The 23,783-nt window shown below is 74.7% G+C and carries 21 protein-coding genes; 9 read left to right on the forward strand and 12 right to left on the reverse strand.

The genetic code is table 11. The features are described from left to right. Positions 1–11: 11 nt before the first annotated feature. From OG386_RS37485 to OG386_RS37500, 3 genes are all read right to left on the reverse strand, one after another. Positions 12–692 (reverse strand): hypothetical protein, encoded by a 681-nt coding sequence (locus OG386_RS37485; protein ID WP_328791805.1) that lies wholly within the window; start codon positions 690–692, stop codon positions 12–14. A gap of 557 nt (positions 693–1,249) precedes the next feature. Beyond that, the gene (locus OG386_RS37495; RefSeq protein ID WP_328791806.1) at positions 1,250–1,501 is read right to left on the reverse strand and encodes a DUF6332 family protein; all 252 of its coding nucleotides are present in this window, start codon (positions 1,499–1,501) and stop codon (positions 1,250–1,252) included. Between the two features lie 51 nt (positions 1,502–1,552). Continuing rightward, on the reverse strand, positions 1,553–2,296 hold the full coding sequence (locus OG386_RS37500; protein ID WP_328791807.1) for a maleylpyruvate isomerase family mycothiol-dependent enzyme: 744 nt from the start codon (positions 2,294–2,296) through the stop codon (positions 1,553–1,555). 39 nt (positions 2,297–2,335) lie between these two features. Between OG386_RS37500 and OG386_RS37505 the strand changes: the two genes are divergently transcribed. Beyond that, the gene (locus tag OG386_RS37505; protein ID WP_328791808.1) at positions 2,336–2,995 is read left to right on the forward strand and encodes an alpha-ketoglutarate-dependent dioxygenase AlkB family protein; all 660 of its coding nucleotides are present in this window, start codon (positions 2,336–2,338) and stop codon (positions 2,993–2,995) included. Between the two features lie 43 nt (positions 2,996–3,038). Then, a complete protein-coding gene (locus tag OG386_RS37510) occupies positions 3,039–4,307 on the forward strand; it encodes an ROK family protein (RefSeq protein WP_328791809.1) in 1,269 nt (422 codons plus the stop codon). A 202-nt stretch (positions 4,308–4,509) separates the two neighbouring features. Here OG386_RS37510 and OG386_RS37515 read toward each other — a convergent pair whose 3' ends face one another. After that, positions 4,510–5,058, reverse strand: coding sequence for an ATP-binding protein (locus OG386_RS37515; protein ID WP_327386986.1), 549 nt, complete (start codon positions 5,056–5,058; stop codon positions 4,510–4,512). A 198-nt stretch (positions 5,059–5,256) separates the two neighbouring features. Between OG386_RS37515 and OG386_RS37520 the strand changes: the two genes are divergently transcribed. Continuing rightward, positions 5,257–6,411: a PLP-dependent cysteine synthase family protein gene (locus tag OG386_RS37520; RefSeq protein ID WP_328791810.1), complete on the forward strand. Its 1,155-nt coding sequence runs from the start codon at positions 5,257–5,259 to the stop codon at positions 6,409–6,411. 89 nt (positions 6,412–6,500) lie between these two features. On the opposite strand, the gene OG386_RS37525 is transcribed toward OG386_RS37520, so the two are convergent. Then, positions 6,501–6,989 (reverse strand): SRPBCC family protein, encoded by a 489-nt coding sequence (locus tag OG386_RS37525; RefSeq protein ID WP_328791811.1) that lies wholly within the window; start codon positions 6,987–6,989, stop codon positions 6,501–6,503. Positions 6,990–7,220: 231 nt separating this feature from the next. Here OG386_RS37525 and OG386_RS37530 point away from each other — a divergent pair, with 231 nt between their 5' ends. Next, positions 7,221–9,623: a hypothetical protein gene (locus tag OG386_RS37530; protein WP_328791812.1), complete on the forward strand. Its 2,403-nt coding sequence runs from the start codon at positions 7,221–7,223 to the stop codon at positions 9,621–9,623. Here the strand turns inward: OG386_RS37530 and OG386_RS37535 are convergent. The 5 genes from OG386_RS37535 to OG386_RS37555 all read right to left on the reverse strand — a co-directional run bounded on the left by OG386_RS37535 (position 9,565) and on the right by OG386_RS37555 (position 15,833). Further along, a complete protein-coding gene (locus OG386_RS37535; protein ID WP_328791813.1) occupies positions 9,565–12,030 on the reverse strand; it encodes a right-handed parallel beta-helix repeat-containing protein in 2,466 nt (821 codons plus the stop codon). The two genes, OG386_RS37530 and OG386_RS37535, sit on opposite strands and share 59 nt — an antisense overlap. Before the next feature lie 146 nt (positions 12,031–12,176). Next, on the reverse strand, positions 12,177–12,806 hold the full coding sequence (locus tag OG386_RS37540; protein ID WP_328791814.1) for an Rv1733c family protein: 630 nt from the start codon (positions 12,804–12,806) through the stop codon (positions 12,177–12,179). 207 nt (positions 12,807–13,013) lie between these two features. Next, positions 13,014–13,838 carry an MOSC domain-containing protein gene (locus OG386_RS37545; protein ID WP_328791815.1) on the reverse strand — a complete coding sequence of 275 codons (825 nt, stop codon included), beginning with the start codon at positions 13,836–13,838 and terminating at the stop codon, positions 13,014–13,016. A gap of 45 nt (positions 13,839–13,883) precedes the next feature. Next, positions 13,884–14,408: a DUF6643 family protein gene (locus OG386_RS37550; protein WP_328791816.1), complete on the reverse strand. Its 525-nt coding sequence runs from the start codon at positions 14,406–14,408 to the stop codon at positions 13,884–13,886. A 246-nt stretch (positions 14,409–14,654) separates the two neighbouring features. Further along, entirely contained in the window at positions 14,655–15,833 is a 1,179-nt protein-coding gene (locus OG386_RS37555; RefSeq protein ID WP_328791817.1) for a glycosyltransferase, read from the reverse strand. Between the two features lie 488 nt (positions 15,834–16,321). Here OG386_RS37555 and OG386_RS37560 point away from each other — a divergent pair, with 488 nt between their 5' ends. Both OG386_RS37560 and OG386_RS37565 read left to right on the forward strand, forming a co-directional pair. After that, positions 16,322–17,113 (forward strand): glutamate racemase, encoded by a 792-nt coding sequence (locus OG386_RS37560; protein WP_328791818.1) that lies wholly within the window; start codon positions 16,322–16,324, stop codon positions 17,111–17,113. Positions 17,114–17,236: 123 nt separating this feature from the next. Next, positions 17,237–18,847, forward strand: a complete 1,611-nt coding sequence (locus OG386_RS37565; protein WP_328791819.1) for an ABC-F family ATP-binding cassette domain-containing protein — start codon at positions 17,237–17,239, stop codon at positions 18,845–18,847. On the opposite strand, the gene OG386_RS37570 is transcribed toward OG386_RS37565, so the two are convergent. Both OG386_RS37570 and OG386_RS37575 read right to left on the reverse strand, forming a co-directional pair. Next, entirely contained in the window at positions 18,817–19,740 is a 924-nt protein-coding gene (locus tag OG386_RS37570; RefSeq protein WP_328793501.1) for an ADP-ribosylglycohydrolase family protein, read from the reverse strand. The two genes, OG386_RS37565 and OG386_RS37570, sit on opposite strands and share 31 nt — an antisense overlap. Further along, the gene (locus tag OG386_RS37575) at positions 19,740–20,330 is read right to left on the reverse strand and encodes a TetR/AcrR family transcriptional regulator (protein ID WP_328791820.1); all 591 of its coding nucleotides are present in this window, start codon (positions 20,328–20,330) and stop codon (positions 19,740–19,742) included. The genes OG386_RS37570 and OG386_RS37575 overlap by 1 nt, the downstream gene beginning before the upstream one ends. A gap of 85 nt (positions 20,331–20,415) precedes the next feature. On the opposite strand from OG386_RS37575, the gene OG386_RS37580 reads away from it, so the two are divergent. The 3 genes from OG386_RS37580 (at position 20,416) to lnt (ending at position 23,770) form a co-directional block, all read left to right on the forward strand. Further along, on the forward strand, positions 20,416–21,546 hold the full coding sequence (locus tag OG386_RS37580; RefSeq protein WP_328791821.1) for an FAD-dependent oxidoreductase: 1,131 nt from the start codon (positions 20,416–20,418) through the stop codon (positions 21,544–21,546). 14 nt (positions 21,547–21,560) lie between these two features. Beyond that, a complete protein-coding gene (locus OG386_RS37585; RefSeq protein WP_327387001.1) occupies positions 21,561–22,076 on the forward strand; it encodes a hypothetical protein in 516 nt (171 codons plus the stop codon). Positions 22,077–22,144: 68 nt separating this feature from the next. After that, entirely contained in the window at positions 22,145–23,770 is a 1,626-nt protein-coding gene (lnt, locus tag OG386_RS37590) for an apolipoprotein N-acyltransferase (RefSeq protein WP_328791822.1), read from the forward strand. Positions 23,771–23,783: the final 13 nt, after the last annotated feature.

The following is a 23,783-nucleotide window of genomic DNA, read 5'->3' on the forward strand; positions in this document are numbered from 1 at the left end:
CGGTGCAGGTGTCAGACCGGCCGTCCGGCGGGCTGCGGATAGCCGATTTCGGAGACGTCCCGGGCCAGATCCGCCAGGGCGACCGCTGCGTTCAGCGACGATACGAGTTCCTGGTCCAACGGGCGCAACGCATACACATCGCTCACCGCCCCCAGATCCACGGGGACCTCGTAGTAGTCCTCGGCGAAGCGCTGGAACGCTTGTGGCGATCGGTCCACCAGGAGCGTGAACAGCGCTGTCGTCCCATCAGGATCGGTACGACCCGCGGGAAACTCGATCGACCCGTGCCGCCACTGATCGTCGGCCGCACCCCGCCACAAGCAGGCTGTGATGACGGGGACGCCGTCCTCGTCGGTGAACGCAGGCTCTTCCACGAAGGGCCGAAAGGCCTCGGGGACTTCGTCGATCACTCCCGGCCAAGGCGCACCACCGTTGCCGTACGGGTTCATCGCCGTTTCATGGCCGAAGCCGCGGATGTAACCTCCGGCTGCCGAAAACACGATGGAGTACGCGTCTCCCGATCCATCGCGCATCGAGGCCATCTCCTCGCCGACGGCCCAAGCCGCGTTGAAGGAGTAGTACCGGCTTTCCCAGTCCGGACTCAGGATCGCATCGAGCATCGCAAGTGAGCGGCACAGGTCCCGCAGATCGGCGATGGCGGGAAGCCGGCGGGCTACGTCGTAGACGGTCATCCGCTCATCAAAGCGGATGCCTCTGACATCCGGACGCCCCCGGCTGCTGCCCCTGACGCGAGGCGTCCCCGGTGCCCGCGTCGGCCGTGGGCGGCCGGCCGCCAGCGGTGGAACGCCTCGCTCGCCGCTCGCTCAGCCCAGGCCGCAGTCGCTGCGGAGCAGCTGGGCGTTGATCCACCCCCCTCGGCGGAGCAGAGGAACGTGACGAGACGCGCGCGTCCTGCGGCACACCGAGGCGCCCCGGGGGAGTGGAACGGATCAGGTCCGCCTTCTGCCCCTCGGTCGTCCACCCGGTGTCGGCCGGTCCGGGATCGATGGCGTTGCAGGTCACTCCCGGGTGGGCGAGCTCGCGGGCGGCGGCCGTCGTGATCCGGTCCATCACGCCTTTGTCCGCCCCGTACGGCAGGTCGCCGGCGGTGTGGTCACTGGTCAGGCCACGTCCCACCCGGCCCGAGCCCGGTCCAGCACGACGGACGACGCGATGCCCGCGGAACGTCCCGCCCCCGTACCAAGGCGATCGGGCGCCCCGCCCCGCCCCCGCCCCGGCGTGCCCGTGGTCAGCGCCCGTCGTTCTCCGGACGGCGGGCGAATCCCAGCAGCACGTGGGTGACCCGGAGCAGGAACACCGCCGCCGCCAGGATCCCGCCCGCCACGGCCAGGATCCGGCGCGTCGACGGGGAGGGGGAGAACACCAGCACGGACCCGTACACCGCGCCGAAGGCGAGGGCGGCCGCGAAGCAGGCGCTGACCAAGGCGTAGCCGATCTCGATGGTGATCGCGTCCCGGTCCGCCTGCGTACGTCGCTCCATGCGTGCAGTGTCACAGCGTGCATGGTCCGTCACAAGCCCCCCGCCCGCCGTTCAGATTCCGGCCGTCTCCGTCCACAGCCGGGCCAGTGCCGGGTCGCCCGTCACCCCCGGCCCCGCCACCGGAGTCCGGTTCCAGAGCGCCGCGTACAGCCAGGCCGCCTCGCCGGTCAGTTCACAGTCGGCCACCTCGCCCGTGTCGCCCCGTACCGTACGGGCCGGCGCCGCCGACAGGTGTACGGTCCACACCGCGCCCGTGTCGGCGGCCCGCACCCGCACCACCTTGGGCTCGGCGGTCCGCACCCGGCTGCGCGGCCGGGCGTGGAAGCCGGTCAGCAGCTCGTCCACCCCGTCCTCCGCGAACTCCGGCTCCACCGCGGAGAACAGCACGCCGAGCGCGGCCTCCGCGTCCATTCGGTGCACGGCGGTCTCGTGCGCCTGCCGCCGGGCCCAGAACGCCACCGGCGAGGGCGGGGCGGTGGGCAGGAAGGTCCAGCACTGCACGTCGGCCGGCGCCTCGTGCAGGGTCCGCACCAGATCCGCATGGCCCTCCCGGAACCAGGCCAGCAGCTCGCCGCCGACCAGCTCCGGCGCGTCCGGGAAGCCCACCGGCTCCAGCCGCCGCTCCGCGACGTACGCGGTGGCCCAACGGTGCACCGAGCCGGTGTGCCGCAGCAGGTCGGTGACCCGCCACCCCGGGCAGGTGGGGACCGCGGAATCCGTACCGGCGCGTTCGGCCACCTCGGCGAGCAGCTCGCCCTCGCGGGCGAGGGTCTTCACATGTTCGGTGATCTCCATACCCTGAGTCCTATCAGCCGGCCCGTGACAATGGAGAGCATGGACGGGGAACTCTTTCCGCGCGAGCGGACCGTGATCGCTCCCGGTGCCGTTCACGTGCCGGACTGGCTCGGGGCGCGGCGCCAGGGCGAGTTGCTGGCGGCCTGCCGCGCATGGGCCCGACCGCCCGCCGGCCTGCGCACCGTACGCACCCCGGGCGGTGGGGTGATGACCGCCCGCCAGGTGTGCCTCGGCCTGCACTGGTACCCGTACGGGTACGCGCGCACCGTCGTCGACGGCGACGGGGCGCCGGTCAAACCGATGCCGCCGTGGCTCGCCGAGCTGGGGCGGGAGGCGGTGACCGCCGCGTACGGGGACCCGCCGCCGTCCGGGCCCGGGGCGGCCTACGACATTGCGCTGATCAACTTCTACGCCGGCGATTCCCGCATGGGCATGCACCGCGACGCCGAGGAGAGGTCACCGGCGCCGGTGGTCTCGTTCAGCCTCGGCGACACCTGCGTCTTCCGCTTCGGGAACACCGCCTCGCGCGGGCGCCCGTACCGGGACGTCGAGCTGCGCAGCGGGGACCTCTTCGTCTTCGGCGAGGAGAGCCGGCTGGCCCATCACGGGGTGCCGAAGGTCCTGCCGGGCACGGGCCCGCGCGAGCTCGGGCTGACCGGGCGGCTGAACATCACACTCCGGGTCGGCGGGCTCGACTGAGCGGCGGCACCCGGGACCCTCCGATCATGCGAGGATCGATGCCATGAACGGCAACGGGGCCCCGCCGCGGGTGGGGGATGTGACCGCGCCATCCGCTTCCGGCGCGGCTGCGCGGACCAGGCTGGAACGGGGGCGCGGCGCGCTCGGGCCGGCGCTGGAGCTCGTCCACACCGGCCGTGCCCCGACCCGCGCCGTGCTGACGGCCGAGCTCGGGGTCACCCGTGCCACCGCCGGAGCGGTCGCCGCCGAGCTGGAGGCCCTCGGGCTGATCCGCGTCGATTCCCGCCCGGGCGGAGCCGGGGGGACCGGCGGAGCCCAGGGCCGCCCCTCGCACCGGCTCTCGGTGGCCGAGGACGGCCCGGTGGCGCTGGCCGCCCAGGTGCACTCGGACGGCTTCCGCGCCGCTCTGGTCGGCCTCGGCGGCCGGATCGTGGCCACCGCTCCCGGCAAGGTCATCGTCTCCGCCGATCCGGCGCAAGTGCTCGGCGCGGTCGTGGAGGCGGGCGCGGAGCTGCTCGAGCAGAGCGGCCGCCGCTGCGTCGGGGCGGGTCTCGCGGTCCCCTCGGCGGTCGCGGAACCGGACGGTACGGCGCTGAACCCGCTGCACCTGGCCTGGCCGGCCGGCTCTCCGGTACGGGCCATCTTCGCGGAGTGCGTGAAGGCGGCCGGGATCGACGGTCCGGCCCTGACGGGCAACGACGTCAACCTCGCGGCCCTGGCCGAGCACCGGCACGGCGCGGGGCGCAGCGCCCAGCACTTGCTGTGCGTGGCCACCGGGCACCGCGGGGTCGGCGGGGCGCTGGTGCTGGACGGCCGCCTGCACAGCGGGAGTTCGGGCCTGGCCCTGGAGGTCGGCCACCTCACCGTGAATCCCGAGGGACGCGCCTGCCACTGCGGCGGCCGCGGCTGCCTGGACGTGGAGGCGGACCCGCTGGCCTTCCTCACCGCAGCGGGCCGCAGCCCCGGCCCCGAGGTGTCGCTGCTCCAGCAGGCCCGCGACCTGCTGCGCGACGAGCCCGCGGAACCGGCGGTACGGGCGGCCACGGAAGAGCTGATCGACCGGCTCGGGCTCGGCCTCGCGGGCCTGGTGAACATCCTCAACCCGGACCGGATCATCCTGGGCGGGCTGCACCGGGAGCTGCTGTACGCCGACCCGGAGCGGCTGCGCGCGGTGGTCGCGGACCGCAGCCTGTGGGGGCGCAGCGGCGGGGTGCCGATCCTGCCGTGCACCCTGGACCACAACAGCCTGGTCGGCGCGGCGGAACTGGCGTGGCAGCCGGTGCTCGACGACCCGCTGGGAGCCCTGGCCTAAGCGCTGTCCGAGCGGTCCCCGGCCGGACAGGGCCGTCGTGTCCGGGCTGTCCGGGCCGTCCGGCTGTCCGGGCCGTTCGGGTCCGGGCCGTCGTGCTGGGTCGTCGTGCTGGGCCGTCGTGCCGGCCGTCCCCACGGATCGGGCCGTCCCCACGGATCGGGCAGGGCCCGCAGGTCGGGCCGGGCCCCGGGCCCGGGGTCGGTCACCCGGGCCGGGCGCCGACCGGCGATGCCACCGGCAGGCCCGTCGCGACGGCCCCCGGATCGACGGCCAGGAGCACCGCACGCGCCGGTTCTCGTACGGGCACGGCCCTGATGGGGACCGGCCGTACCGGCGCCGCCCGGGCCGGGGCCGCCGTGAGCGAGAACCACACCGCCTTTCCGGGGCCGTCGGGCCGCTCGCGCGCCCCCCAGGCCTCGCTGAGCGCCTCCACCAGGGCGAGCCCGCGTCCGCAGGTCTCCAGCGTCTCCGCCCGCGTCCGGTGGACGACCGGCAGCCGCGGATCGCTGTCGATGACGGAGACCGTCAGGCGCCCGAGCCGGAGTTCGATCTCCACGGTGCAGGTCTTGTCCGGCTGCGCGTGGCGGTGGACGTTGCTGAGCAGTTCCGTCACGCCGAGCGCAGCCCGGTCTATGAGCGGGTCGAGCTCCCAGTGGCGCAGTTGTGCAGAAACGATTCTGCGGATTTGGCCGATCCGCGACGGCAAGGCCTGCAGTTCGACGACGCAGTGCCTGCGGGAATGATTGATCACGGCTGCGACTCCCCGACATGAGTGTTACGGGTGCTGCACCCTCGGTAATGCTCCACCAGGGTCACCCACCGTGCCGCGCAGTGCAACCGAACGCGATCGAAAGGGATTCGCATGGATCCCCAAAGCGAACGTTTGTGCAGGTGGGAGGGGTACATTGCGAAGAAGGGGGCGAAGTTCACCCATGAAGGAGCGCGGCACATGAGCACCACCGGCACCACCAGAACCACCGGTACCACCGGTACGACTGCCACGACCGTCGACGTCGATCGCAGCGACGCGGACTACCGGGCCTGGCTGAAGGAGGCCGTCCGCAAGGTCCAGGCCGACGCCAACCGCTCCGCCGACACCCACCTGCTGCGCTTCCCGCTCCCCGAGGCGTGGGGCATCGACCTCTACCTCAAGGACGAGTCCACGCACCCGACGGGCTCCCTCAAGCACCGCCTCGCGCGCTCGCTGTTCCTCTACGCGCTCTGCAACGGCTGGATCCGGCCCGGCCGTCCGGTCATCGAGGCCTCGTCCGGCTCCACCGCCGTCTCCGAGGCCTACTTCGCCAAGCTGATCGGCGTCCCCTTCATCGCCGTCATGCCGCGCACGACCAGCCCGGAGAAGTGCCGGCTCATCGAATTCCACGGCGGCGCCTGCCACTTCGTGGACGACCCGATGAAGATGTACGAGGAGTCGGCCGAGCTCGCCGCCCGAACGGGCGGGCACTACATGGACCAGTTCACCTACGCGGAGCGGGCCACCGACTGGCGCGGCAACAACAACATCGCCGAATCGATGTACCAGCAGCTGCGCTTGGAGCGGTACCCCGAGCCCGCCTGGATCGTGGCGACAGCCGGCACCGGCGGCACCTCGGCGACGATAGCGCGCTACGTGCACTACATGCAGCACGACACCCGCGTCTGCGTACCCGACCCGGAGAACTCCTGTTTCTTCGACGGCTGGACCAACAACGACCCGAACGCGAGCAGCGATTGCGGCTCGCGCATCGAGGGCATCGGCCGGCCGCGGATGGAGCCGAGCTTCGTGCCCGGGGCCATCGACCGGATGATGAAGGTACCGGACGCGGCGAGCGTCGCCGCCTGTCGCGCGCTGGAGACGGCGATAGGGCGCAAGGCGGGCGGCTCGACCGGCACCGGCGTGTGGAGCGCCCTGAAGATCATCTCGGAGATGGTGGCGGAGGGCCGTACGGGCAGCGTCGTCACCCTGCTGTGCGACCCGGGCGACCGTTACCTGGACAAGTACTACTCCGACGAGTGGCTGGCGGCGCAGGGGCTCGACATCGCCCCGTACGCCAAGACCATCGACACGCTGCTGACGACCGGGGTCTGGCGCGAACCGGCCGCCTGACAACCCGTCGGGCCGCCCGGGGTGCGGGGCGGGGAGCCACGGACGACCGGCCGAGGTGCACCGCGCGACCGGTACGACGGCGTCCCCGGCTACTGACCCGCCCCGCGCCGGGCGCCGAGCCGCCCGTCCAAGCTCCGGACCGCCGTGCGGAAGGAGTGGCCCAGGCCCGGGCGGGCGAGTGCCAGGCCGAAGCGGAACGGGGCCGGCCCGTCCGCCGCGAACGTCCAGCGGACGTGCGTGCCGGTACCGGCCGGGGTCAGCCGCCACTCCTCCAACAGGGCCCGCACTCCGAGGGCGTTGGTGGTGTCGACCCGGTACGCGTACCGCCGTTCGGGATCCGCGGCCATGATGGTCTCCTGGAAGCGCACCCCGCCCCTCAGCCTGATCTCGCGGCCCGCGCCCCCGTGCGTGGGGCGGGCCAGGGTGACCGCCCCGAACCAGTCGGTCCAGCCCTCCACTTCCTCGGCGAGCGCCTGGTACACGGCCTCGGGCGGCGCCACGGTGTCGGTGGCGAAGACCAGCCGGACCGGCGCGTCGTCGATGAAGTCGAGCCCCACCGGTCGGAGTCGGCGAGCCATGGGCGGTACCCCCTGGGATGAGGTTCTGGACGGGCGTGCGCGTCACCATAGCCCCGTAGCCGTGAGAAGTCCGTAGCGATCACGACCGATCCTGAGCGATCGCGTCCGCCCCCGCCCGCTGCTGACCGACCCCGTCCGATCTCTGCCGATCCCCGCGCGGGACCTGGGCAGCGGCTGTGTCGCGCGGGATGCTGGAGCCGCGCCGATCCCGCCCCGCGAGCGGAGGCCGCTGTGCCCGACCGCCCCCAGCCCGACACCTCCCCGCCCCACATCCCGCCCGACACCCCCCTCGCCCTCGAACTCCTGGTCCACGGAGTCGCCGGCGCCGCCCCCGGCGAGCTGCTCGGCGACCCGCGCACCGTCCGTGTCACCGGCGACTCCACCGCCGCCGTCTTCCGCCGCACCGAGGACGCCGACGCCGAGGCCCACCCCGAGCGGTACGCCGGGCGACCCGTCCCCGAGGCCTACTGCTGGTCCCGGCTCACCTCCGGCAACGGCGCCCGCGCCCTGTGGCTGCTGCTCCTGCCCTTCATGGTGGCCAACCTCGCCCACTGGGCCCGGCCGGCCACACCCGCCGCCGACCCCGCGCCGCGCGCCGTGCGCACGTACGGGGTCCTCGTCCGGATCCTCGCCCTCAGCCTGACCGTGCTGCTCATCGCCGCCGCCTGCGAGGTCGCGCTCGACCTCCTCGCCTGGCAGTGCGCGGGCTCCGGGAGCTGCGCCGGCGCCCGGTTCCGCTCCTGGCTCGGCTTCCTCGCACCGGGAGGAGGCTGGTGGGCCCAGCCCGGGCGGCGCCTCGCCCTCGGGGCGCTGGTCCCCGCCGCGTTGACCGGGCTGCTCTGGTACCTGTCGAACCGCACCTGGAGCGCCTACGAGTCCCAGCCCCCGCCCGCCGGCGCCGCCGACCCGGACACCGCCTCGGACCCCGAGCCCGCGCTCGGGCGCCCCGGATTCTGGTACGGCCGCCGCCTCGTGGCCCGGCTGCGCGCCGCGCACACCGCTGCCGGGCTGCTCACCGTGGCCGTGGCCGTCTCCGTGCCGACCGCCCGCCACGACCGCCGGGCCGGCGCCCCCCTCCTCGCGGCCCTCGGCACGCTCACGCAGGTCCTGCTCGCCGTCGGTGCCGTCGCCGTGGCGTCCGTCGTGTGCCGGCGCGGCCGCACCGAGGCCCGGCCCGACCACCGGCTCGACCGGGCCGCGGTCACCCTGTTGCCCGGCGCCGCCCTGGCCCTGCTCGCCGCCGTACTCGTGCACGCCTGCTGGTCGCGCCCCGACTGGACGGCCACCGGACGGCTCCCCGGGGACCTGACCTTCGGCGTGCTCATGCTGGGGCAGGGCCTCTGCGTACTGGCCCTCGCCGCCGTCGCCCGCCACCTCTACCGCAAGGCCCCCGACCCGGCGACCGCCCTGTACGGCCTCGGCGGGCCCGCCGTCGCCATGCTCGGCTGCGCGCTCGGCGGGGTGATGTCCGGCGGGGTCGCCCAGCGGGTCGCCGACTGGCTGGACGGGGGAGCCACACCCGGGACGCCCGGCGCCCCGCTGCCCGGGCCGCCCGTACTGCTGTCCTGGCAGGCCGCCGTACTGCCCCCGCTGCTCCTCGTACTGGCGCTGCTCGCGGGCTGGTTCGCGGTGCTCGGAGCCCGGGCGCGGGGCCGGCTCGCAGCCGCCGTGGCCGCCGAGTACCCGGGGGAGACACCGGACCTCGCCCGCAGCCGCCGGATCGCCGGGGCGCGGACCGCGGCCGCGCTCACCGACTCCGCGCCCTGGTTCGTGGCGGCCGTCTCCGGAATCACCCTGGTGCTCGGCGCGGGCGCGCTGGCCGGGGCCTGGTCCAGCGGAAAGGTCCCGGGGGAGGCGGCCCGGGGGACCGTGCCGCTGCTGGAAACCGCCGCCCGCGCCGCCCAGGACGCCGGGTCCTGGCTCATCGGCCTCGGCATCGCCGCCTTCATCGCCTGGGGCCGCCGCGCCTACCGGGATCCGGCCGCCCGCCGGACCATAGGGATCCTGTGGGACGTCGGCACCTTCTGGCCGCGCGCCGCCCACCCCTTCGCGCCGCCCTGCTACGCCGAGCGGGCCGTACCCGACCTGACCTGGCGGATGGCCGGCTGGACCGGCCGCACCGGCGGCCACCTGGTCATCTCCGGCCACTCCCAGGGCAGCGTGCTCGCCGCCGCGGCCGTCTGGCAACTGCCGCCGCCCGCCCGCCGCCGGGTCGCCCTGCTCACCTACGGATCCCCGCTCGGCCGCCTCTACGGCCGCTGGTTCCCCGCCTACTTCGGCCCGGGGCCGCTCACCGCCCTGCACCGCGAGGTCGACTGCTGGCGCAACCTCTGGCGGGCCACCGACCCCATCGGCGGGCCGGCGCTGCCCGGCGCGGAACCGGACGTGGACCGCGGCCCGCTCGCCGACCCGCTCGCCTACGGGCGCAGCGCCCGCCACCCGCTGCCCGCCCCGATCCTGGGCCACACCGACTACCAGGCCGATCCGGCCTTCGCCGCCGAACGCGATGCCCTGCTCGCCCGGTTGGACGCCGCCGCGAGGGCCGAGGTGCCGGGTCAGCGGGTCGCGGACGCGGTCAGCAAGGAGCGGGCTGGACCGGCAGCGCCGGCAGATCCGCCGGGAACAGCAGGGTGAGCTCGTCCGTACTGGGCTCCGAGAGCTGGGCCACCCGGCCCGCGTGCCGCTCCACCATCGACTCGAAGGTCTGGCGGGCCGTGCGGCCGTTGCCGAAGGCCGGGCCCTTGGGCAGCTCCGTGAAGTACGTCAGCAACGCCTGCGACGTACCCTCACCGAGCCGGTACTCGTGCTCGTCCGCCTGCTGCTCCACGATGCGCAGCAGTTCCCCGGGCCCGTAGTCGCCGAAGGTGATCGTCCGGGAGAACCGCGAGGCCACCCCGGGATTCACCGTCAGGAACCGTTCCATCTCCGCCGTGTACCCGGCGACGATCACGACCACCGCGTCCCGGTGGTCCTCCATTAGCTTCACCAGCGTGTCGATCGCCTCGCGCCCGAAGTCCCGGCCCGAGTCCTCCGGCGCGAGCGCGTACGCCTCGTCGATGAAGAGCACCCCGCCGCGCGCCCGGTCGAAGGCCTCTTGCGTCCGGATCGCCGTGGAGCCGATGTGCTCGCCGACCAGGTCCACCCGGGACACCTCGACCAGATGCCCGCGCTCCAGCACCCCGAGCGAGGCCAAGATCTCCCCGTACAGCCGGGCGACCGTGGTCTTGCCGGTGCCGGGGGAGCCGGTGAAGACCAGGTGCCGGCGGACCGAGGCGGCCTTCAGGCCCGCCTGCTGCCGCCGGCGACCGACCTCGATCATGTCGGTGAGCGCCCGCACCTCGCGTTTGACGCTGTCCAGGCCCACCAGCGCGTCGAGCCGGCCCAGCATCTCGCCGGACTCCGGCGCGGCGGCGGCCGGACCGCCCTCCGCCCCGTCCGCGGGCCGCGGTACGGAAGGCGGGGGCGCCTGCGCCGGCCGTGCCGCGGGGCTCTGCGTCCCGGTGGCAGTACGGACGCCCGCCCGCGCCCCGGCGGGCGCGCCGCCGGGGGCGGACCGGTCGGCGCTACGAGCACCGGACTCGTCGCCGGTGCACTCCTCGGCGGTCGGCCCGTCCTCGGCGAACTCGTAGCCCCCGCGGGCGCAGCGTTCGGTGTGGCAGCGCGCCAGCGTGGTGCGGCAGCCGTCCATGACGTGGAAGCCGAAGCCGGAACTGCCCGTCACCCTGCAGGCCGTGAAGGTGCCCCGGCCGCCCGCCGACACGTAGAAGCCGGCCTCGGCGGGGGAGGTGACCGTGCACCGTTCCAGGGAGGGGTCGGCGCCCTTGGTGACGATCACACCGGTCTGCACGGCGTCGATGGTGCAGCCGGCGAGCGTGCCGCCGCTGCCGTGGTCGCGGAACCAGGCCCCGGTCGCCGCCTCGCGGATCCGGCAGTCGTCGAGCTGCGCGGTGGCACCGTCGCTCACGGAGACGGCGGTGTTGCGCACCTGGGACAGATCGCTGTCGACCACGTCGACCCGCGACCCGCGGTCCAGTACGAACAGCGCGTCCGGTACGTCGTGCACCCGGCAGGAGTCGAGGGAGACCGTGGCCCCGTCACTGATCCACACCGCCGGATAGTCGCCCGTACTGTCGTGGATCTCGCAGGACTCGGCGTCCACCCGGGTGCCCGGGTCCCATACGGACAGGCCGTTGCGGCCGAACCGGCGCACGGTGGTGCGGCTGAGGGCGAGCACCGAACGGGACCGAAGATCGACAGCGTTCTCCGGGATGTCGTGGATGTCGCAGCCGGTCAGGGTGAGCACCGCGTCGGTGTCGAGCGTGACCCCGTCGGCCGAGGTGCGGTGCACCGAGCAGTCGGTGAGCCGCGCCGTGGCGCGCGCGGCGATCTGCACCCCGGCGCCCTTGACCTCGTACACCTCGCAGCCCAGCGCCTCCAACCCCGAACCCTCGCCCGTGATGGCGATGCCCGCGCCCGTGGCGTGGTGGATCCGGCAGCGCTCCAGCCGGGGCCGGCCGCCGCCGCGCACCGAGACGCCGTTCTGCCCGGCGGCCACGACCTCGCACTCCTCGAACACCCCGCCGCCACCGTCCAGTACGGCGATGCCGACGCCGGCCGGATTCTCCACGGTGCACCGCCGCACCAGGGGCCGGGCTCCCGAGCCGCGTACCTCGATGCCGGCGGCGGAGTGGGTGCTCACCCGCAGGTCGGTGAGCTCGGGGCAGCCGTCCTCCACCAGCAGGGCGGGCGCCGCCCGGTCCTGTCCCTCCAGATACAGGTCTTGGACCACGGCCGAGGCGCGCAGGGTCAGCGCCACCCCGTCGAGCGGGGCGATCCGCACCGACCCCGCCGCGCCCTCGGGCCCGCGCAGGGTGACGGCATGGTCCAGCACCAGGTTCTCGCGGTAGGTGCCGGGGGCGATCGTCAGCACGTCCCCGTCGCCCGCTACGGCGAGCGCAGCGGCCAGCGTCGGATACTCACCGGAGCGGCGCCGCCACCGCGAAGTCCCACCGTGCGTTACCTGGACCGTGCCCTGAACCATGGTGCTGTCGTGCCCCCACCCTCGTGCTCGCGCTGCCGATACGACCGATGCCACGGAAGTCTGAAGTCACCGCAGCCACCGAAGTCACTGGAGCGACCGATCCGGCCGCTCCACCGTAGCGCGCGCGGGGCCGATGAGCGGCCAGGTCAACTGCCCGCGCCCGCTCGGCCCCAGTCCGGTCCTGCCGCCGCCCAGGCCCGGTCCAGACGTATGTACCGCCGATGCATGAGCCGCCGTACGACCAGCCGCCGGACCGTCTCCACCAGGGTGGCCACGCAGATCGCGGCGGCCAGCCCCGCCATCCCCGCGTGGAACACGGCCGCGGACGGGTCGAGCGGCTGCCCCACCAGCCGGCCGCGCGCGTCCGTCCAGATCCGGAACCGCTCGCCCGGCCGCGGCGGTTCCTCCGCGGCCGGCACCGTGCCCTGATGGCTGCTGCCGTCCGGTGCGGTCCACGCGGCCACGATCTGCGTACGGTGCGGGGCCGTCCGCTGCGCCGACGTGTCCGCCGAGGCGCTCGCGGAAGCGCCCGCGGCCACCGCCGACTCCGGGGCGGGCCGCAGGACCACCGCCGGGACGAGATGACGCTCCTGCCGCTGCTGGTGCGCGGCCTGCTGAAGGGTACCGTCCACCCGTAGGCCCGCGACCCAGCCGATGGCCGGAGCCACCACCAGGACGCACACCAGCGCGGCGAACGCCACCCACGCCTCGAAGAGGTCGGTCGGCCGCCGCAGCGGATTGCGCCGCCAACGCCACACACCCATTGCTGTCCGCACGGTCCGGCTCCCCCAACTTGTGCCAGTCTCCGCCTGTCTGCGCCTCTGTCCTGACTGATCCAACGGCTTGGTCGTGCCAGTTGGTTCCTGCCCGGGCGCCGAGCCCCTCGAAGGTGTCAATCCGGGCGGCCGGTCGCCGGTCCGCGACCACCCACCCGCCCCACCCGCCCCTCCCGTCCCACCCGCCCCAGGAGAGCCCCGGACGCGTCATGCGAGGACACGGACCTCGTCGCCGACGCGCACCGTGCCCAGCCGCACCGGCACCAGGAGCCTCCCGAACGCGAGCGACCGGCCGATCCGCCGGTGCTTGCCCAGGGTCTTCAGCGGCTCCTTGCCCCGTTCCGCCGTCTCCTGGTCGGTGGTGGTGACGACGCACCGACCGCATTCGCGCACACCGCGGAAGACGGCGTCGCCGATCGCGATGCGGAGCCAGCCGTCCTCCGCCCACGCCTCGGCCCCGGAAACCACCACATTGGGGCGGAAACGGTTCATGGGCAGGGGGCCTTCCCCGGGATGGTCCCCCTGAGCGATCAGCGAGTTGAGCGCGTCCAGCGAGGCGAGCGTGGTGATCAGCAGCGGATAGCCGTCGGCGAGGCTCACCGTCTCGCCCGGCAGGGCGTAGTCCGGGTCCACGGGACGGCGTACCGCCGGATCATCCATGTGCACCAGCCGTACCGGCTCCCCGAGGTACGTGCTGAACCAGTCGGCCGCGGTGGTCGCCGCGGCCACGGTCTCGACCTTCTTCCCGAACAGAACCGCCGGCTCCAGCGGACCCGGCTCGGGCACCTCCACGAACAGCTCCGCCATGCCCGGCGCCGTCACGGCGATCCGGCCGCCGCCCGCGGGACGGGCCGCGGCCAGGGCGAGGCGGGGGTGGCGGCGTTGGGTGATGACCGTGCCCTCGGGATCGATCAGCGCCCAACGTCGGTCCCCGGACAGACCCCAGGGCTCCACGACCACCTCGTCGGGAGCGGTCCCCGCTACCGATTTGACGGGATGGATGTGGAGCGCCTGCACGTGCAAGTTCGACATGGGGGCATCCTGCCAGCCCCTCCGCCGCCCGCGCTCAGAGCCCCGTCAGTAGCCGCGCCCCTGGTAGGGGCGGCCGTACGGGTCCTCGTACGAGGCGGCCGGCACCGGTGCGGGCACCTGCATCAGACGCGGCGCGGCCGGCCGCATCGCCTCGTACCCGGTGGCCATGGCGACCGGGCGGGGCTGCTGCTGCTGGGGCTGCTGCGGCTGGGGCTGCTGCACGAATCCGCCGCGGGCCGCCATCGGCTGCTGCTGCGGGATGTACGGGGCCGGCGCCTGCTGCAGCGGCATCGGCTGCGGGGCCGACTGCTGCTGGTACGGGTACCCGTACCCCGAGGTCTGTTGCTGCTGGGGCTGGGCCGGCGGCAGCGCGGGCATCGACGAAGCGAGAGCCGGCAGGTACCCGCCGCTCGAGTAACCGGCACTCGGGGACTCGTAGGCGGCCGGGACGCGGATCGGGGCGATCTGCGGAGTGCCGCGTTCGGCGACGAGGGAGTCGTAGATGGGGGTGTCCGGGAAGGAGGGCGCGGAGTAGTAACCGCCGCCATAAGTGGAGCGGGGGGAGGTCATGGGACCTAAGTTAAGCCCACGACTTCACCGGGTCCATAGCGAGGTGGCGTCAACCCCGCCCTGACCTGCATATTCGCAGGTCAGGGCCTCACCTTTCACTTGACGTTCACGTGCACGATTCGCCACTTCCGCCCCACCTTGTTCGCACTCGTACTCACCGGTTGGGTGTTGCACCGACTTCGTGCTGACGTAGCGTCACAAGGCGGTGACCTCGGATGACGCTGCCTCGGGGCGCAGTTCGCCGTTTCAGGCGTCACTCGGACGGGCATAGGTTCGACCCTTCCAGGACGCCCCGCGGCCCCGGTAGTGCTGGACGGCCGAGTCGACGGTCATCAGGAGGTACAGCAGCGCGGTGAACGGAAGCAGCGGAGCGAGCGCGGCCGGCTGGCGGTAGTACCGGAGCATCGGCAGGTAGGTGCCGGCCATCAGCAGCCACGCCAGGCCGCCCGCCCAGGCGATGGCCGGACGTCCGGCCGCGAGCCCCGTCAGTAGGGAGGCCGGGGGCACGAGGTAGACGAGCACCAGCCCGGCCACCGTCCCGGCCAGCAGGAGGGGCTGGTGGCGCAGTTGGGCGTAGGCGCTGCGCGAGACCATCCGCCACAGGTCCGCGAGTGCGGGGTACGGGCGCACGCTGTCCACCCGCTCCGCGAGTCCCAGCCAGATCCGACCGCCGGAGCGGTGGACCGCGCGGGCGAGGGACACGTCGTCGATGACCGCCTGGCGGATGGAGTCGGGGATCCCGGCCCGCACGGCGGTCGTGGTGCGCAGCAGTACGCAGCCGCCGGCGGCCGCCGCCGTCCGGGCGGAGGGTCGGTTGATCCGGCGGAAGGGGTAGAGCTGGGCGAAGAAGTACACGAAGGCCGGTACGACGAGGCGTTCCCACGGGCCGACCACCCGCAGGCGGGCCATCTGGGAGACGAGGTCGAGGTCCGCGGAGGTGGCGGCGGCGACCAATTCGCGCAGACTGTCGGGTTCGTGCGCGATGTCGGCGTCGGTGAGCAGGAGGAAATCGGGCTCGGTGGCGTGCGCGGTGCGGGCGATCCCGATGCCGTGCCGGAGCGCCCAGAGCTTGCCGGTCCAGCCGGGGGCGGGGTCGCCGGGGGTGGCGACGGTGAGCGGGAGCCCCGGGTCCTCGCGGGCGAGTCGGCGCGCGAGTTCGCCCGTGCCGTCGGTGCTGCCGTCGTCGACGAGGATCACCTCGGCCTCGCCGGGGTAGTCCTGGGCGATCAGCGAGGGCAGGCTCCGCGGCAGCACCTCGGCCTCGTCCCGGGCCGGAACGACGATGGCGACGGACGGCCAGCGGGCGGGGGCCGTACGCGGCGGGAGGCGGACGTCGGTCCGCCAGAACATGCCCTGGGCGAGGGTGAGCCAGAGCCAGGCGGCGAGGGAGGCGTAGGCCGCGCAGGCGGCGGTGAGGAGGCCCATGTCGGCAGTGTGCCGGGCCCCGCCGAGCCTGTCCCGCACCCCGGCCCCCCCGGGTGCGGCGGCCTCCCGGCGGGGGCGGGGTGTTCCCCGGCCGGGGTGGTGCGCATTCCGGTGACCCGGGTGCCGCGGCCCTCCGCTGAGGGTGGGGTGCGGTGGCCTTGCGGCCGTGTGTGCGGCGGGGTCCCGGTCGGGGCGGTGCGTACCCCGCCCTCCGGGATCGACGGCCTCCCGCCGGGGGTGCGGCGGCTTCGCTGCGGCTGCGGCTGTGGCCGCGCGCCGGGCTCCGGCCGGGCGCATCCCCGCGCCCCGGGTGCGGCGGCCGTTCGGCCTCGGGGACGGTGGCCTTGCGGTCCCGGTTCGGCGGTCTCCCGGCCCGGGGTGCGGGCTGGTGTGCGGGGCTCCGGTCGGGGTGGTGGTCCCCTTCGGTGGGGCCCGGTCGTGTGCGGGTGCAGGGCCCCGGCGGGGCGGGGGTCGACTAAGGTGGCCGAGTGAAGATCGCGCTCATGGACTCCGGAATCGGCCTCCTCGCGGCGGCCGCGGCGGTGCGGCGGCTGCGGCCGGACGCGGATCTCGTCGTGTCCTCCGACCCCGACGGCATGCCGTGGGGTCCGCGGACCACCGCCGACCTCACCGAGCGTGCACTCGGCGTCGCCCGGGCTGCCGCCGCGCACCGCCCGGACGCGCTGATCGTCGCCTGCAACACGGCGACCGTGCACGCCCTGGACACCGTGCGGGCGGAGCTGGAGCCGGCCATCCCGGTCATCGGGACCGTACCGGCGATCAAGCCCGCCGCAGCGGCCGGCGGCCGGGTGGCGATCTGGGCCACCCCCGCCACCACCGGCAGCGCCTATCAGCGCGGGCTGATCCGCGACTTCGCCACCGGGGCCCGGGTCACCGAAGTGCCCTGCCCCGGACTCGCCGATGCGGTGGAGGCGGCCGACGACGCCGCCGTCGCGGCCGCCGTCTCCGCGGCCGCCGCGCTGACTCCGGCAGACGTCACCGACGTGGTGCTCGGCTGCACGCACTACGAGCTGGTCGAGGGCGCCATCCGGGCCGCCCTCGCCGAGCGGACCCGGGGCGCGGAACTGGCCTTCCACGGTTCCGCCGAGCCGGTCGCGGTCCAGGCGCTGCGCCGCCTCGGGCTGCGGCCCGAGCCCGACCTGCCGCGCACGGGCGGACTGACCGTGCTGCGCAGCGGGCGCGAGGGGACCCTGCCCGCCGCCGCGCTCGCGTACGCCGAAGGCAGGCTGCTCGCGGGCCAGGGCGCGCCCGTCGGCTGACCGGCCGACTGCCTCACCCCCTGGCGAGACGAATCGTCTTGCATCCGATCCGGACCTGATCTACGGTTGCGGATGTAGCGAGACGGAACGGTTCGTCTCGTGCGACTCCCGAAGGGACCGCCCTTGCGTGCACCACTCGCCACCACCCAGATCGTCCTGTCCGAGGTCACCAAGAGCTACGACACCCGCGTCGTCCTGGACCGCGTCAGCTGCACGGTCCGGCCCGGCGAGCGGGTCGGCGTCGTCGGTGACAACGGCTCCGGCAAGTCCACCCTGCTCCGGCTCCTCGCCGGACGGGAGCGCCCCGACCACGGAGAGGTCGCCGTCACCGCCCCCGGCGGCCTCGGGCACCTCGCCCAGACCCTCGATCTCCCGCCGACCGCCCGGGTCGGCGAGGCCGTCGACCTCGCCCTCGCGGACGTGCGCGCCCTGGAGCGCCGGATCCGCGCCGCGGAATCCCTGCTCCACCGGGCCGGCCCCGAGGAACTCGTCGCGTACGGAGATCTCCTGGCCGCCTACGAGGCGCGCGGCGGCCGCGATGCCGGACGGCGCGTCGCGGCCACCCTGCGCCGCCTCGGCGAACGCGCCGAGCTCGACCCGGACCGCCCGCTCGGCACCCTCTCCGGCGGTCAGCGCTCCCGGCTCGCGCTCGCGGCGACCCTGGCCGCCGAGCCGGAACTGTTGCTGCTCGACGAACCCACCAACGACCTCGACGACGAGGCGGTCGCCTGGTTGGAGGAGCATCTGCTCGCCCACCGCGGCACCGTCGTCGCCGTCACCCACGACCGGCTCTTCCTCGACCGCGTCACGACCGCCGTCTTCGAAGTGGACCAGGACAGCCGGACGGTACGCCGCTACGGCAACGGCTACGCGGGCTACCGCACGGCCCGCGCCGCCGAACGGGCCCGCCGGGAGCGGGAGTACGAGCAGTGGCGCGAGGAGGTGCGGGACGCCGAGCGGCTCGCCGACACCAACATCGGGCGGTTCGCCGCGATCCCGCGGAAGCTGCCGCGCGGCTTCAGCGGAGCCGGCGCCTTCCGTGCCCGGTCCCGGACCCACGGCGCCGCGAGCCGCATCCGCGCCGCCCGCGAGCGGCTGCACCGGCTGACCGAGCACCCGGTCGCGCCGCCCCCGCGACCGCTCTCCTTCACCGGCCGGTTCACCGAGGGTTCGGCGGGAGCGGTCGAGGTCGCCGGCGCGACCCTGCCGGGACGCCTCGCACCCGTCTCGCTCACGCTGCCGCCGGGGGAGCGGCTCCTGGTGACCGGGCCCAACGGCGCCGGGAAGTCGACCCTGTTGCACCTGCTCGCGGGGGAACTGGAGCCCGTACGGGGCAGCGTACGGGCGCCTTCGCGGGTCGGGCTGCTCCGGCAGGACGACCCGTGGCAGCGCGAACCGCGCTCCGTCGTGCAGCTGTTCGGCCAGGAGTGGGCCGACCAGGTGGCGGGGCACGGACTACTCGCCCCGGACGACCTCGCCCGCCCCGTGCGCGCCCTCTCCGCCGGTCAGCGCCGCAAGCTGGAGTTGGCCCGGTTGGTGGCGCGCCCCCTCGACCTCTTGCTGTTGGACGAGCCCACGAACCACCTGGCCCCGGCCGTGGTGGAGGAACTGGAGGCGGCCCTGGCCCACTTCGGCGGCACCCTGGTCCTGGTCACGCACGACCGGCGGCTGCGCGCGGCCTTCAGGGGGCGGCGCCTGGAGCTTCAGCGGGAGCCGGCCGCCGCGAGCCGCTGAGCCAGCGTGCGCAGGTCGTCCGCGTCCAGGACCCGGTCCCCGAACCCGGGCAGCGGCACGTGCAGCGCTGCCGTCCAGTGTTCCGGGACCGCCCCCTGGCCGTACCGGGCGCCGGCCAGGGCTCCCGTCACCGCGGCCACCGTGTCGGTGTCCCCGCCCAGGTCCACGGCGGCCCGTACCGCCTCGGCGAATCCGCTGGTGGTCCGCAGCGCCCACACGGCCGAGCCCAGGCAGGGCCACACCGCCCCGTTGAACTCGGTGGCCAGCTCCGGACGCCAGTCGGGGGCGAGCACGCGGCCGTACCGCTCGCGGTGGGCCGGATGCACCGCGGCGAGCGTCGCGGGGAGGGCGGCCAGCGGGTCGGCCCCCTCCAGGGCGACGCGGACGAGCTCGTGCAGGATCGCGGTCCCCTCCCAGGCGGCCCGGTCGCCGTGCGTCAGGGCCGCGATCCGCCGGGCGGCGTCCATGGTCCCCTCCCGCCCGGCGGGGGCGAAGTAGACCGCCGAGGTGGCGGCCCGCATCAGGGAACCGTTGCCCGCTGCCCGTGCGTTGATCTGGAAGTGCAGGGCCGCGGCGAGCTCCCAGGACTCGCCGTTGGTCAGCACGTCCTCGGTCTGCAGTCCGATGTCCTTGGGCTGCCCGGCGGCCCAGCGCTGGAACCGGTCGAAGACGTCGGGGAGTTCGAGACCGCCGCGCTCCAGCAGGGATTCCGCGACGAGGACGGCCATCTGCGTGTCGTCCGTGGCCTCACCGGGGTCCCAACCGCCGCCCCCGGCCATCTCGGCGCCGCGCGCGGTCAGTTCTCCCGCCGCCCCGAACTCGTAGGGCGCGCCCAGTGCATCGCCCGCCGCCGAGCCGATGACGGCTCCCACGGCCCGGTCCAGTCGGGTGATCACCGGTCCTCCTCCTCGCACACGGCCGCCAGCAGTTCGCGCGTGAAGCGGTCCAGGTCGTCCAGGCCGGCCGCCGCCAGGGTGGCCGGGGCGCCGGTCAGCAGGTGGGGGACGGCGCCGTGCAGGGCGAGGGTCAGCGCGCGGGCCCGCGCCGGCCCGGCCGGCAGTCCGGCCGCGCGCAGCAGGTACGCGTGCGCCGTGAAGTCCGCCGCCGCGACCGGGTCCAGCAGCGCGGCCAGCCAGGGCCGGCGCGCCGCCTCGGCCTGGAGCTCCAGGTACGCCAGCACCCGGGTGCGGCCGGGTCCGGCCACGTTGCGCAGCAGCCCCGCGAGCAGGGCCGCGAGCTGCACCGCACCGGCGGGCCCCGGTCCGGACCCCGACGGGGTCTGCGCCAGCGCCCGGTACTGCTCGGCGCAGCGTTCGGCCGCCGCCCGCAGCAGGGCGTCGCGGGTCGGGAAGTAGTTCTTGGCGGTGCCCGTCGGCACGGTGGCGGCCGCGTCGACGGCCCGGTGCGTCAGCCCGCGCCCGCCCTCTTGCGCCAGTACGGCGATGGCCGCGTCCCGCAGCCGGTCCCTCCGGTCCTGATTCACGTTGCCACCATAACCACAGTCGTGGTACCACAAATGTGGTACCACATCTGTGGTGGTGATGGATCGTGTGGCGAAGGGGCGGGCCATGGGCGAAACCTGGAGCGGGCAAGGGCAAGGGCGGGCACCGGGGCGCGGCGCGGGCACGGCCGTGGTCGTCGGTGCGGGAGTCGGCGGACTCGCCGCCGCCGTCGGCCTGCGCCGCGCGGGCTGGAAGGTGACCGTCCTCGAACGGCGCACCGCGCTCGACCGCTACGGAACCGCCTTCGGGATCCACCCCACCGCCCAGGCCGCGCTCGACCGGCTCGGCCTCGGCGACGCGCTGCGGGCACGGGCCGTCCCGTACCGGGGAGCCCGGATCCGGCGCCCCGACGGGCAGGTGCTGGCCGCCCTGCCGCTCGAACGGATCGAGCGCCGGGCGGGCCGCCCCGAACTGCTCATCTCCCGGCCCCACCTCATCGACGCGCTGCTCGCCGCGCTCGACCGGCTCGGCGGCGAGCGGATCGCGTACGGCCGGCACCTCACCGACCCGACCGCACTCGCCGCCGACCTGGTCGTGGGCGCCGACGGCATCAACAGCGTGGTGCGCACGACGTACTTCGGCCGAGTCGTCGCACCGCGCCCGGTCGGCACGGACGCCTGGATCGGCATCGCCGGATTCGAGACCGGCCGCTACGGCGAGACCTGGGGCGCGGGCCGCTTCTTCGGCATGACCCCCGTCGAGGCCGGACGCACCAACTGGTACGCCGCCGTTCCCGGGGCCACCAGCGCCCAGGAGGTACGGGAGGCCTTCGCCGACTGGCACGACCCCATCCCGCGCGTGCTGGCCGGGACCGATCCCGCGACCTGGATCCGGTACGAGGTGCGACACCTGTACCCCGCGCTCCCGAGCTTCGTCGCCGACGGCCGGATCGCCCTCGTCGGCGACGCCGCCCACGCCATGACGTCCCACCTCGGCCAGGGCGCCTGCACCGCCCTCCTCGACGCCGAGGCCCTGACCCGCGCCGTCGCCGCGGCCGGACCCGCCGGGCTGCCCGGCGCCCTGCGCGCGTACGACACCGAGCGCCGCCGCAGCGCCCAACGCGTGGCCTTCGCCTCCCGCAACCTGCACCGCTTCATGACCGGCCGCCACCCGGCCCTGCGCGACGCGCTCGTCCGCGGTGCGGGAGCCGCGCTGCACCGAGTGGGCGAGAGACGGTGGCGGGCAAGCGGAACGTGAGTACGCTGCTACTCATGACGGGTCACCCTCCGGGTCCGCTCTGGGCGGGCCGCGCCTCCAACCGCGTGCAATGGCTGCTCGCCGCCGTCGGTGCGGCCTGTTTGGCGCTCGGTGTCGAGCTCGCCGTCGACTACGCCTGGACCGCCGGCGTCATCCCGCTGCTCATGTCCGTGATCGGCTGCCTCGCCGTCGGGCTGCTCATCCTCTACGGCACCCTGGCGTTCGTACACGTCGCCGTCACCGTCGACGCCGAGGCCATGGAAGTGCGCTGCGGGCACATAGGCGTGCCCCGCCGCAGGATCCGGCTCACCGAGGTCGCCTCCGCCGAGTTCGTTCCCAGCATCACCCCGCAGCAGTGGGGAGGCTGGGGCCACCGCTGGCGCCCCGAGAAGGGGACCGCGATCATCGTCCGGCGCGGCGAGGGCCTGGCCCTCGTCCTCGGCGACGGCAAGCGCTTCACCGTCACCGTCGACGACGCCGAGAACGCCGTCCGCGTCATCCGCACGCACCTGCGCGCCCTCGCCCGGTAGGGGTGGTCCGGCGGAGCGCGGCCGGGCGCTCACCCGTCCGCGACGTGCGGGGACGTACACTCCGCCAGATGAGCAGCAGTGTCACCCGCACGACCGGGAACGAGCCTTCGCAGTCCGCCGACGGGCCCCGGTCCGCCGCGGCCACGCCCCCCGCGACCGCCCGGTCCGCCGCGCACCGCAAGGGGCTGTGGCTGCTGCGCGCCCTGCTCGCCGCGCTCTCGGGCGTGCTGCTCTACCTCAGCTTCCCGCCCCGCCCGCTGTGGTGGCTGGCCCCCTTCGCCCTGGCCCTGCTCGCCGGCTGCCTCCACGGCCGCCGTGCCCGGGCCGGCTTCGGCCTCGGACTCCTCGCCGGGCTCGGCTACCTGCTGCCGCTCCTCGTGTGGACCGGCGAGGAGGTCGGCCCGGTGCCCTGGCTGGCGCTGAGCACCCTCGAAGCACTCCTCATCGGCCTCACCGGCCTCGGCATCGCCCTGGTCAGCCGGCTCCCGGCCTGGCCGCTGTTCGCCGCCGCAGTCTGGGTCGCGGGCGAGGCCCTGCGGGCCCGGGCCCCCTTCGGCGGCTTCCCCTGGGGCAAGCTCGCCTTCGGACAGGCCGACGGCGTCTTCACCCCGCTCGCCGCCCTCGGCGGCACGCCCCTGCTCTCCTTCGGGGTCGCCCTCTGCGGATTCGGCCTCTACGAGGTCCTGCGCACCACCCGCCGCCACCCGGGCCGCACCACCGCCGCGCTGGCCGCGCTCGCCGTCGCCGCCCCGATCGGCGCGGGCCTCGCCGCCCGCCCGCTGGTCTCCGACGCGGCCGAGGACGGCACCGCCGTGGTCGCCGTCATCCAGGGCAACGTGCCCCGCCTCGGCCTCGACTTCAACTCCCAGCGCCGGGCCGTCCTCGACAACCACGCCAAGCGCACCGTGCAGCTCGCCGAGGACGTCAGGGCCGGTCGCGCCCCGAAGCCCGACTTCGTCGTCTGGCCGGAGAACTCCTCCGACCTCGACCCGTACGCCGAGCCCGACGCCCACGCCGTCATCGACCAGGCCGTCAAGGCCATCGGCGTACCCGTCGCCATCGGAGCCGTGGTGGCCCCGGAGACGGGTCCGCTGCGCAACACGATGATCCTGTGGGACCCGGTCAAGGGCCCCACCGCGACCTACGACAAGCGCAAGATCCAGCCCTTCGGCGAGCGCATCCCGATGCGCTCCGTCGTCCGTCTCTTCAGCTCCGACGTGGACCGGGTGCGCCGCGACTTCGGTCCCGGCAAGGAGCCCGGCGTCTTCGACATGGCCGGCAGCGGCGTCGGCATGGTCACCTGCTTCGAGGCCGCCTTCGACGACGCCGTCCGCTCCACCGTCCGGGCCGGCGCCCAGGTGATCGCCGTACCGAGCAACAACGCCACCTTCGGCCGGACCCAGATGACCTACCAGCAGCTCGCCATGGACCGGATCCGCGCCGTCGAGCACAGCCGCACCGTCCTCGTCCCCGTCACCAGCGGGGTCAGTGCCGTCATCCGCCCCGACGGGAAGATCGTCTCGCAGACCAAGATGTTCACCGCGGACGCACTGGTCGCCGAGATCCCGCTGCGCTCCGGCCGCACCCCGGCCACGGTCGTCGGTCCGCTGCCGGAATACGCGCTGCTCCTGCTGGCCGCCGGGGGCTTCGGGTGGATCTTGAACCGTCGGATCCGCTCGCGCCGCGCCGCCTGAGGCCGGATTCGGT

It is taken from the genome of Streptomyces sp. NBC_00273 (genome assembly GCF_036178145.1).
Lineage (GTDB): Bacteria > Actinomycetota > Actinomycetes > Streptomycetales > Streptomycetaceae > Streptomyces.

Bases quoted from the DNA above. Each gene is read 5' to 3' on its own strand.
- OG386_RS37525 (WP_328791811.1), bottom strand. From the start codon at position 6,989: ATGGCTCGCCGACTCCGACCGGTGGGGCTCGACTTCATCGACGACGCG.
- OG386_RS37500 (WP_328791807.1), bottom strand. From the start codon at position 2,296: ATGGAGATCACCGAACATGTGAAGACCCTCGCCCGCGAGGGCGAGCTG.
- OG386_RS37520 (WP_328791810.1), top strand. From the start codon at position 5,257: ATGAGCACCACCGGCACCACCAGAACCACCGGTACCACCGGTACGACT.
- OG386_RS37495 (WP_328791806.1), bottom strand. From the start codon at position 1,501: ATGGAGCGACGTACGCAGGCGGACCGGGACGCGATCACCATCGAGATC.
- OG386_RS37545 (WP_328791815.1), bottom strand. From the start codon at position 13,838: ATGTCGAACTTGCACGTGCAGGCGCTCCACATCCATCCCGTCAAATCG.
- OG386_RS37555 (WP_328791817.1), bottom strand. From the start codon at position 15,833: ATGGGCCTCCTCACCGCCGCCTGCGCGGCCTACGCCTCCCTCGCCGCC.
- OG386_RS37510 (WP_328791809.1), top strand. From the start codon at position 3,039: ATGAACGGCAACGGGGCCCCGCCGCGGGTGGGGGATGTGACCGCGCCA.
- OG386_RS37485 (WP_328791805.1), bottom strand. From the start codon at position 692: ATGACCGTCTACGACGTAGCCCGCCGGCTTCCCGCCATCGCCGATCTG.
- OG386_RS37535 (WP_328791813.1), bottom strand. From the start codon at position 12,030: ATGGTTCAGGGCACGGTCCAGGTAACGCACGGTGGGACTTCGCGGTGG.
- OG386_RS37585 (WP_327387001.1), top strand. From the start codon at position 21,561: ATGACGGGTCACCCTCCGGGTCCGCTCTGGGCGGGCCGCGCCTCCAAC.
- OG386_RS37505 (WP_328791808.1), top strand. From the start codon at position 2,336: ATGGACGGGGAACTCTTTCCGCGCGAGCGGACCGTGATCGCTCCCGGT.
- OG386_RS37550 (WP_328791816.1), bottom strand. From the start codon at position 14,408: ATGACCTCCCCCCGCTCCACTTATGGCGGCGGTTACTACTCCGCGCCC.
- OG386_RS37580 (WP_328791821.1), top strand. From the start codon at position 20,416: ATGGGCGAAACCTGGAGCGGGCAAGGGCAAGGGCGGGCACCGGGGCGC.
- lnt (WP_328791822.1), top strand. From the start codon at position 22,145: ATGAGCAGCAGTGTCACCCGCACGACCGGGAACGAGCCTTCGCAGTCC.